This window comes from Kitasatospora sp. NPDC052868 (assembly GCF_044547105.1).
Taxonomy (GTDB): Bacteria; Actinomycetota; Actinomycetes; order Streptomycetales; family Streptomycetaceae; genus Kitasatospora.
In genome coordinates this window covers 417,130-424,537 of record NZ_JBITZW010000004.1, presented here as the reverse complement: position 1 = coordinate 424,537, position 7,408 = coordinate 417,130, and the positions used below count along the sequence as shown (strand labels likewise).

Genomic DNA, 7,408 nt, shown 5'->3' with positions numbered 1-7,408 from the left:
ACGCACCGCGCCCGGCGCCGCTCGGGAGCGGGTGGCACCAGCGGCGCCACCGCCACCCGCTCCCACAGGTCGTCAGGAACAAGATCAGCACGCACTTAGTCCCGGAGCGGGTTCCGCTCCACAGGTGCCGGTGTATGACTGCTGCCGACGGGCAACCGGGCTTCGAGCAGGCCGGAACGAACTTTCACCGCCAGGCCATGCTGGTAACACCGAAAGGGGCTGAGTCCCGCCCCGGTAAAGGGCGGGGACTCAGCCCCTTTCGGTGTTCATGGCCTCGGTGCACCAAGGTCGAGCCCTTGCTGCACCGAGATATCGGCTCCGGTCTGTTACGCGGCGAGGTCCACGCCGAGCAGCTCGGAGAGAGTGGCCACCGTCTGCTTCGGGTCCTGGTTGTGGACCCCCGCGAGCCCAAGCTGCTCTGCCGCCTGAACGTACGCCTCGGTGTCGTCGACGAAGATGCACTGCTCGGCCGGCAGATCCATGAGCTTGAGCGTGGCCTCGAACAGCGCCGGGTCGGGCTTGCGCATCAGGTGGTTCTCGGAGATCACCACGACGTCGTACAGGCGCTCAAGGTCGTAGCCGTCGTACAGGTCCCACGGAGCGAGGCCCACGCTGTTGGACAGGATGCCCACCTTGATGCCGGCTCGCCGCGCTGCGGCAGCCGCGTTGATCAGCAGGGGCTCAGGGCGAAGGTCACCGAAGATCCTGCCCATCAAGTTGTCAGGGGACACGCCCAGCATCTTGCCGGCGAACTCGTTCCACTCGGTCTGGCTCACCGCGCCGCGCTCCAGGTCGCTGGTGATCCGGACGCCCGTCTCGTCCTTGTACAGAGCCGTGAGGCAGGCACCCTGCGGGAGCCCCTCGCGCTGCTCGAACGCCAGCACTGCGGGCAGGAGCGGGGTGGTGAGCACGCCTCCGAAGTCGAGGATGAGGCCGGTGCGGTTGGACATGCGGAAACTCCATTGCTGAGATTTCGTACGCGCATCCAGATCGGACGGCGTTACGCACCCAGCCGCACAGAGAGCGGCAACAGTGGCTGTGCGTCACAGCCCCGGGTGCGCTTACGGGACAGGCAAGACCTATGAGTCCACATCACCCACGGTACCAGCCCAGTCCATAAACCGGATGGTGCTGAATCTCACTCGCCAATGACCATTCAAGATCGCACGAGGCCGATTACAGGCTATCCACCGGTTCGCCTTCCATCACTGCGGAGTGCAGAAGAAGATCTCGCGCCTGCTCTGCCGTGATTTCCGAATAGGCCGTACTGACTCGGGCTAGCCACGCCGCCTCACTGTCGGTGTCGACGAACGGCTTCTCTCTCAGAGGGGCAGTGGCCCTCTGGCTGGGCGGGGCGGTCTCAGCAGCGAGGAGCGCGGCCTTGATCCAGTATGCCTCTGCTGCCGGCTCGGGGTCGGGGTGCGAAGCGGTGAAATCCTCCGCCGCGAACATCAGATCTCGCGGTGCGTAATAGCGCAGCTTTTCGCAGGCGTCAGCAATATCCTGAGTCCATCTATCGAGCCGAACATCATTGGGGACGCGGATTTGCGCGAGTTCCGAAAGGCACCGCCCGGGTGGGTACAGACTCGTCCCCGGAAAAGCCTCCACCAGGTCGAACCAGATGGGATAAATCCTGTAGAGGGTCCGCCAATTGTTCCACTGGGCCGCCGCCGCACGGGTTGTGGGGATACTCGCGCCTACAGCAACGATCAGGAAGAGCAGGTCCATCCATATCGACGTGGCGTCTACGAGCAGCTGCACCATGGAGGGGCTCATAGGGAAGGCCACCGCAGACCAAAGGATGGCGATACGGGCCAACGTGTGAGCCAGCCCCATCCACATCGAGATGCCCATCAAGCTCAGCCCGATACGCATACTCGCGCACTCGGCCTGGCGCGCTGCCCGCGTCCACTGATATCCGCAGATAGCAGTCGTGACAAGCGGGAAGAAATAGAAAACGGTCATGTAGACCGCGACTCCCCACTGTCCGGCGTGGTCGATGAGGAAATTCTCACTCGGCCTGCGACGGTCCACCACGGTGAAAAAGAGAACCGTGAGCAGAATGACGCCTATCGCGCCGGCCTTGTAGGACGCGCGGGCGATCCAGCGGGAGACGGCCACGTGGCGGGGCACGACCGCCGCAGAGCTCTTCCCGTAGCTGGTAGCGACGTAGGTCAGGGCCGCGATGATCGCTGCCGTGCTAGCGAAGTGTCTGAGCAGGGCACTCAAATCCACCACGGGAACATGATCCATCGTATTCATTACTGCTGGCGTATAGAGCCACAGGGCTACGGCGAATCCGGCATACCCGCCCCAGAGCGCCCTGCGGTGGGAGTCGCCGTACCGGACGGCGGGAAATCTCCACACTACGATGACAGTCATCACTGCCGCAGTCAGGTATTGAAAGTAGTGGAACATCTAACCAATGACTATCTGCGCAGGCCGCGCGCTTTTTTCGCCACGAAAGGCGACCACTACGACCTTAATTACCGGTGGGAGACTGTTTGCTCGACGGAAGCCGTCGGAAAATTACATGTCTATAAGAGCCGTCCAACTGCGATTAACGGCGGCGCCGTGGCGGAGCCACCGGATGCACAAGCGAGGACTCCAGCAGGCTGACCATGTCGTCCCCGGTGAAAGCCTGGCGCCGCGCCAGACGCTTTATCAACGAGGCCGAAATCTCGGCCTGCTTCTCCTCGGGGCTGCCAAAGTCCACACGCCCCTGAACCAGAGCCGATGGAAAACGCTTCAGGACCTCTTGGCGGACTCGCTTTGGGACGTATCGCTCGATCTCGGCAGGCGTCAGCGAGGTCCCATGATCCAGCCATTCATGCGCAAGCTCATGGAGAATTACGTGCTCGGTGTTATTTCGACTTGAACGACGGCGGTAGAGAATGACCGTGAACTCTGGCGTTTTTACCCTAAGGCCGCAAGCTGTACCCAAGCCTCCGTCAGGGTCATCCAGTGGCAACAGCCGAATCTGGCGATCCAACGCAGTCTCCATGTTCCGCACCAGCGCCTCGGCGCTGAAAGGAGCAGGAATAGGAAGATCGGCGAGCAGCCTCTCGCACTCCTTGACAAGGGCACGCTGCGACGGATCCCTACGCCAATGCATACTCGCTCCAGTTCACTGCCAGCCCCACCCTGATGCTCGTACGCAAGGCGTTAGCAGCCGGGAGCCACTACTTTCCGTGTGCGACAGTCTCCCGCACATCTCATCCACAAACGATCGTACAAGGCGCAATGTGTGGTACGCGCAGGGTGGGCATGTAGCGAAGGTCACCCAACGCGGATAGTGGCGCTACCCGCCCACCAAGATCGAAATTGCGTAATGCCGCCATATTGAGCTTCGGAGCGAGGCTGGCCCACCACCTCCGCTCGAACAGCCCAGCCAGGCGGAACCACGGGCCGACCTGACGGCTCGCAGCGGAGGCTGGCGGCGTTGGGCGGTACGCCTTGGAGCCGGGTCACGACGGACAGTGTCCGTTCCACCGTAGGCTGAGGGGTCTTCAGTGCGAAGGAGGGGCTTCGTGGCCGCGAAAGCGCCGTCGGCCGGTCTGGTCTCCGGCTACCTGCTGCGTCTGGCACGCGAGAGCATCCCGCGAACGCAGGAGGGGCTGGCGGAGGACCTGGGTGTCGATGTCGGCACCGTGCAGGGCTGGGAGTCCGGCCGCCGCCCGCTGACGCACACCCGCGCCGGCGACTACCTGGACCTGCGCCGCCGAATGGCCCTGCTGGGGGCCGACCCGCTGCTGCTCGCGCACAGCGAGGCGGCGCTGGACGCCGACCGCGTCCTGGCCGCCGTCCTCGACCCGCCCGCCGAGGCCGGCCGCCACCCGCTGGCGGGGTGGGTCCAGCCCCGCGACTCCGCCCTCCTGGTCGCCTGGGCACTTCACGGCACTCCGCCGCCGACGCTGGCCAACCTCGCCTCGCGGCCCAGGCGCGGACCGGCCCGCCCCGGCCCGCTGCTGCCCGCGGACGACCGCGCCCGCTTCTTCGCCAACCTGCGGACCACCACCGAGCGAGCCACGACCGACGGGCACAGTAGCCTGCTGCACCGTCAGGCCCTCTACCTCGCCTCCTACGACACCGCGCCAGATGCCGCCGCCTGGTCGGAGCAGGCGCTGCGCGGTATGCGGCCCGCGCTCGGCCGGCGCGGCTACAGCGCCCGCTCGATCGAGGCCCGTACCGTCGCCACCGTCGCCGCCCGCCAGGGCGATCCGGACCAGTTACGGCACTTCATCTCCACCGCGCTGCTGGACGACGAGCACGGCGAACTCGCGAATTTGTCCTACTGGGCGCTGTGGCTGGGCGCGATGCCCGCCGACCAGACTGACGACACCTTCATGCACCACCCGGACCCGGCGTCCTGGGATCCGATCCGCCTCTTCCGCGCCCTCGTTTCTTCCTTCCACCTCGCCCCCGGCACCGTCGACTTGTACGTCCACTCGATCAGCACCCTGCTGAACCTGCACCCGTGGCTGCCGCACGCAGCGCCAGATGCCGCCCAGGCGTTCGACACGGTCACGGCCGAGCTCCTCGACGGAAGTCTCATCTCGGCGACGTCCCGGCGCGACCTGGACCGCCTGCGCTACGGTCGGGACGACGGGTGACATGCGATCAGGAGGACCCTGTGGTGCAGCTCGACGGTGAACAGGCAGCGGGCATCGCCCGCCTCCTCTTCGAGGCCGGCTCCCTTCGCGCGCTGCCCCGCACCGGCTGGCGGCAGGACGGCATTCCCCTGTCCGCCACCGAGAGCGTCGCCGAGCACAGCCACCGCACCGCCGTGACCGCCGCCACCCTCGCCGGCCTGGAGGGAGCCGACCCGGCCCGCACCACCCTGCTGGCAACCCTCCACGACGTACCCGAAGCCCGTACCGGCGACCTCACGCCCCTCACCCGCCGGTACGTCACCGCCGCAGACCCCCGCAAGGTCACGGCCGACCAGACCGCGGCGGCCCACCCGGCCGTCCAGGCCCTCTTCGCCGACGTGATCGCCGAGTTCGAGGACGGCACCACTCCCGAAGCGCGCTGCGCCAGGGACGCCGACAAACTGGACTGCCTGCTGCGCGCTGTCGAGTACCGGGCCGCCGGCGTCCCCGCGGTGCAGGGGAAGATCGACCGCTGCCGTGCCGCCCTCACCACCGCCTCGGCCCAGCGGATCGCCGACGCGGCGCTCGCGCTCGACCCCACCGACTGGCAGTCCGCACCGACCTGACGGGACCGCCCAGTGCCTACGCTGCAGTGAGCTGCTTGGCCATCGCGCGGTTCACGAGCGGGTCGCGGCCGGGAGCGTACGAGGGGATCGGCTGGTAGCCGAGGTGTTCGTACAGGGCGAGCGCGGCCAGATTGCGGCTGCCGGTCTCCAGGATGGCGCGTCGTGCGCCGAGCTCGTACGCCTGGCGTTCCAGGGCGCGCAGGATCCGGCTGCCGAGGGCGAGCCCGCGAGCCTCCGGGGCAACGTACATGCGTTTGATCTCGATCGTGGCCGGAGCGACGAGGTGCCAGCCACCGCAGGCGAGCGCCTCGTCATGGCCGTCTGAGTGGGCGATGAGGAAGAGGCCATTCGGCGGCGCGAAGAGCTCCGGCTCGGTGGCCGCCGGGTCGTCGGCGAACCCGTACATCGCGGTCTGCTCCGCATGGAGGGCAGTGGTGAGGCGGCGGGCTTCCGGGTGGTCGTAGGGGACGGCGGAGAGCGCGGCGGCAACGGGGCGGGCAAGACCAGTCGGCGTCATATGCCCGATAGTGCCCTGTCCACTCGGTTCAGCGCATCCTTGCCGCTCGCCGACTTGATCCGGGTTCCGGCGTGCCGGCGGATCCCGAGCAGCAGGTTGCGGCAGCGCACGGACTGGACTTCGGGCAGATGGGCGGTGAGTCGTCCGAAGGTGGCGAGGGTGGCCTCGGTGTCGTGGGCGAGAAGGTGAGCCCTGGCGAGGTGGACACCGTGCAGGAAGGCGGAACGGGTGTAGCCGGTGGTGGGCCCGTGCGCGGTGATCGGTGACAGGAGGCTGTGCGCCTCCTCCAGCAGTCGGCGGCCCTTGGCGCCGGGGTTGGCTGCGGCCAGATCCACCAGCCCCTGCCCGCTCTCAGCGGCCACCTGGTCGGCGGTGAAGTAGTAGAGCGCAGGCGGGTCGTCATCGCGACGGTGCTCGAGGAACGCGAGGCAGCGGTCGGTGGCCGATCGGAAGGCGTCGATGTCGCCGGCTGCGGCGTGGGCGGTGGCGAGCCGTCCCAGGGCGCGGGCCCGGACGGTGGGCAGGCTCCTGGCGGCTGTTTCGACGGCGGCCTCTGCGAAGCGGATCGCGGCCGTGGGGTTGCCGGCCGCCGCGTGCTGGTAGGCGAGCATCCCGAGCACGTTGGCGACGGTGTCGTGGTCGGCGCTGGCGCGGGCGAGGCGGATCGCGACCAGCTGGTAGCGCTGGCCCGAGGCCGAGAGATCGGCATCGAAGGCCATCCACCCGGCGAGCTGGGCGAGGCCCCCGGCGGTTCGCAGGAGCCGGGTACCGATGTCCGGCGTGTAGCGGCTGTTCTGCAGGAGCGAGAGCACGCCGTCGAGGGCGATGCGAACGTACCGCTGGGAGATGGCGCCCCCTCCGGCGGCGTCGTCGAGACGCCGTAGGTCGGCGAGGTGGGACTCCAGCAGGGTCATCATCGGCGGCAGTACGTGGTCGGTGCCGCTTTCGCGGCTGAGGCTGTGGGGCTGCTGCCGGTCGGCGTCCCAGACTGCGGTGAACAGGTCACCGGACGGACGGAGCGTTGCCTGGGATGCGGGGTCGGTCGCGTTCCAGGCGGTGGCTGTGGCCAGTACGGCGGCCAGCGAGCGACGCCCGACCAGGTCGTCGGTGACGGTCCGCTCGTCCCTGCGGGCGTCCGGCTCGGTAGTACCCCAGAGCATGGTCTGGGTGTAGGTCCGGCCGGTCCTCTCCGTCAGCACTGCGGCGGCCAGGCGGCGGACCGTCTCGGAGCGTGGCACCGAGCCGCGGCTCCAGGCGTGGGCGACGGTGAGGTCGAGTCGTCGTTCGCCAAGGCCCGCGAGCCTTCCGTTGATCTCGCGGACCAGCTCGCGCGGCGACCAGTTGGCGTATCCGAGGGCCTGCACCAGAACCGCTCCGGGGCGGTCGCCGGAGGGTGCCGTCTCGGCCCCTAGCTGGGAGTCTCCGAGCGTCATCACGCGGCGACGGTACGTCAACCGAGCTGTTGTGTGTGCGAATTCGCGGCTTTTCACGCCGACCGCGCGAAGTTCTCAACGATCGCGGCCTCCGCCTCTGCCGGTCAGCCGACCCAGGGTGTGTTCTTGTGCATCCGCGCGGCACCACCGGCGCGGAGGAGCACGAACCCGTACTGCCGGTGAGTGTTTCCCGACTTCGGTGATTCCTAGCGTAGTTGGCACTTCAGAAGCCCGACTTGG

Annotated in this window: 7 protein-coding genes; 2 read left to right on the top strand and 5 right to left on the bottom strand. The window is 67.6% G+C overall.

The window, feature by feature from the left end; translation table 11 throughout:
• Positions 1-326 precede the first annotated feature (326 nt).
• The 3 genes from ACIGZJ_RS10585 to ACIGZJ_RS10575 form a co-directional block, all read right to left on the bottom strand.
• Positions 327-950, bottom strand: a complete 624-nt coding sequence (locus ACIGZJ_RS10585) for an HAD-IA family hydrolase (protein ID WP_396456856.1) — start codon at positions 948-950, stop codon at positions 327-329.
• A gap of 226 nt (positions 951-1,176) precedes the next feature.
• Positions 1,177-2,418 (bottom strand): MAB_1171c family putative transporter, encoded by a 1,242-nt coding sequence (locus ACIGZJ_RS10580; RefSeq protein ID WP_396456855.1) that lies wholly within the window; start codon positions 2,416-2,418, stop codon positions 1,177-1,179.
• Positions 2,419-2,560: 142 nt separating this feature from the next.
• Positions 2,561-2,992: a hypothetical protein gene (locus ACIGZJ_RS10575; RefSeq protein WP_396456854.1), complete on the bottom strand. Its 432-nt coding sequence runs from the start codon at positions 2,990-2,992 to the stop codon at positions 2,561-2,563.
• A 538-nt stretch (positions 2,993-3,530) separates the two neighbouring features.
• Between ACIGZJ_RS10575 and ACIGZJ_RS10570 the strand changes: the two genes are divergently transcribed.
• Both ACIGZJ_RS10570 and ACIGZJ_RS10565 read left to right on the top strand, forming a co-directional pair.
• On the top strand, positions 3,531-4,613 hold the full coding sequence (locus ACIGZJ_RS10570) for a helix-turn-helix domain-containing protein (protein ID WP_396456853.1): 1,083 nt from the start codon (positions 3,531-3,533) through the stop codon (positions 4,611-4,613).
• A gap of 20 nt (positions 4,614-4,633) precedes the next feature.
• Positions 4,634-5,218 carry an HD family hydrolase gene (locus ACIGZJ_RS10565; RefSeq protein ID WP_396456852.1) on the top strand — a complete coding sequence of 195 codons (585 nt, stop codon included), beginning with the start codon at positions 4,634-4,636 and terminating at the stop codon, positions 5,216-5,218.
• 16 nt (positions 5,219-5,234) lie between these two features.
• Here ACIGZJ_RS10565 and ACIGZJ_RS10560 read toward each other — a convergent pair whose 3' ends face one another.
• Positions 5,235-5,735 carry a GNAT family N-acetyltransferase gene (locus tag ACIGZJ_RS10560; protein ID WP_396456851.1) on the bottom strand — a complete coding sequence of 167 codons (501 nt, stop codon included), beginning with the start codon at positions 5,733-5,735 and terminating at the stop codon, positions 5,235-5,237.
• Entirely contained in the window at positions 5,732-7,168 is a 1,437-nt protein-coding gene (locus tag ACIGZJ_RS10555) for a hypothetical protein (RefSeq protein ID WP_396456869.1), read from the bottom strand. Before ACIGZJ_RS10555 ends, ACIGZJ_RS10560 begins: the two co-directional genes overlap by 4 nt.
• Positions 7,169-7,408 lie beyond the last annotated feature (240 nt).